The following is a 1,795-nucleotide window of genomic DNA, read 5'->3' as shown; positions in this document are numbered from 1 at the left end:
CTCTGGCGGCGCCCTGCTGTTCCATCTCATCAGCCAACTCTACGAAAAGACATCCCTCATCGTCACAACCAATCTCAGCTTCGCCGAATGGGTCACGGTCTTCGGTGACCCAAAGATGACCACTGCGCTCCTCGATCGCATAACTCACCACTGCGACATTCTCGAAACCGGAAACGACTCCTGGCGCTTCAAACAGCGCAAGAAAATCAGCGACCAAACTGATCAATATTGAACGCTGTTACCTGTTCAATATTCGACGCTGATTGACAGCGAAACACCAAAATGAAGAGCGGCGGCGCGTTCGCTCAGGCCTTCGCGGCGCGCAAGGCGCACCTTTCTATAAAGTTCCACGCTGAAAATCCCCCGCCCTCCCCGTCACCAGAAAGAGCCAAAGTGGCAAAGTTTTACTCTGCCCGCAGCAAGACTATCCCGCCACTTCCGTGGCAAACTTTTGCACTGCCGTTCTCACGATGAAGCGTTGATAAGGAAGTTTTACATGACGCGCAAACCCAAGCACTCAACAGCACGCAGGCCCTTCGACTCCTACAGGGAGTTTGGCATGCGCTTGACGGTTGATCCGCATGTCTTAGACAACACGCCGTGGACATCACCGCCTTGCAACGCGTTTTTTGTGTTTTGGGAGGACATGTGGAAAGCTGAGGGTCAGGAATTTCCGGATGCCGCAAAGATGTTTGCAACGACAAACGGATCTTCAGACTTGCCATTGGTAACGGTGCTCGTGTCGTTATCATTGAATATGTTTGAGTTTCTCCAGCAGTATGAAGCTTTCCCGACGGTAGAAGAGATCGTCAATCAACTTGGGTCTATACGGCAACAGTTGGAACGTCTCGGATCACTTGCTCAGGGCGGGAGTGGTCGGGATTCAATAAACAACCATCCCATTTGGCTTGAAGGCTCTGGTGACGACGAAGAGCGCCGACAAATTGACGCCTTCATTCGCAGTCAAGAAGGTCGAAGCGCGCATCTGCATCCAATCTTGAAGCATTGGATTGAGATAGCCTCGACCGATGGGTTCGACATGACGGGTGACGATTTTGCAAAGGATCAGAACAACCTGGTGGCTCGGGCACAAAGTCGCAAGATGGCGGACTTTTTCGATTACTTGCCCGAATTGATCAAAACGTTTTCAAACGCCGAAGAACTTTGTAGGAGAGATGGCCCGACAACTCACAAACAAGGTCGCAAAATAGGCGCCCCCGGTGACGCCGCCAAGGACTGGCTATATGTGCGACTGATGTGGATCTGGCGAGATATTCTCGGGCAAAAGCTGAGTATTTATGCCAAGCGCATTGAAGACCGTACCGAACTGACAGCACCCAAGCCGCAAGGGTGCATGGCATTTATCGTCCGCATAATGCGCGACGTTGAACCCCTTAGGCCTTCAGAATTTCAGGCGCTCGAACGCAAGCTCGGGCTGCTAGCGGAAAAGGTTCCGAAGGGTCCGTTAGCCATAATCAATTATCGAGAAAACTGACGACTTAGCTGCACTTCATTCGATTTTTCGGTATCCGGCCATTAGGCATGGTCAGGCGATGACACGTCGCCCCACTCCCCCAGTAGCGACTAACGCAAACGCGCGCACCTTGAGTGACGCGTTGCATCGGCTTGTCCGCCTGTTGGCGCAGCAAGCTGCGCGGGAAGCGTGCGGTGTCAGCAAACCTGATCCAAAGGATGATCCCAATGTCGACTAAGCCGCCGCCCAAAACCAACACCGCTGACGAACTTCTGACAGTTAAAGAGATTGCGGCTTTGGATCGCTGCTCTGAGAAAACCG

Annotated in this window: 2 protein-coding genes; both read left to right on the top strand. The window is 52.6% G+C overall.

Features of this window, described 5'->3' with window-relative positions; translation table 11 throughout:
• Positions 1–232 (top strand): ATP-binding protein (locus AKV04_RS16520; RefSeq protein ID WP_162232892.1); only part of this gene is annotated, 232 nt, incomplete at its 5' end.
• Between the two features lie 264 nt (positions 233–496).
• Positions 497–1,495 (top strand): hypothetical protein, encoded by a 999-nt coding sequence (locus AKV04_RS16515; RefSeq protein WP_156317609.1) that lies wholly within the window; start codon positions 497–499, stop codon positions 1,493–1,495.
• The last annotated feature ends 300 nt before the right edge of the window (positions 1,496–1,795 follow it).

Source organism: Cypionkella psychrotolerans, assembly GCF_001294535.1.
Classification (GTDB): Bacteria; Pseudomonadota; Alphaproteobacteria; order Rhodobacterales; family Rhodobacteraceae; genus Cypionkella; species Cypionkella psychrotolerans.
This window is presented reverse-complemented; position numbering and strand designations above follow the sequence as displayed.

Excerpts from the sequence above, each read along its gene's own strand:
- AKV04_RS16515 (WP_156317609.1), top strand. The coding sequence starts at position 497 with ATGACGCGCAAACCCAAGCACTCAACAGCACGCAGGCCCTTCGACTCC.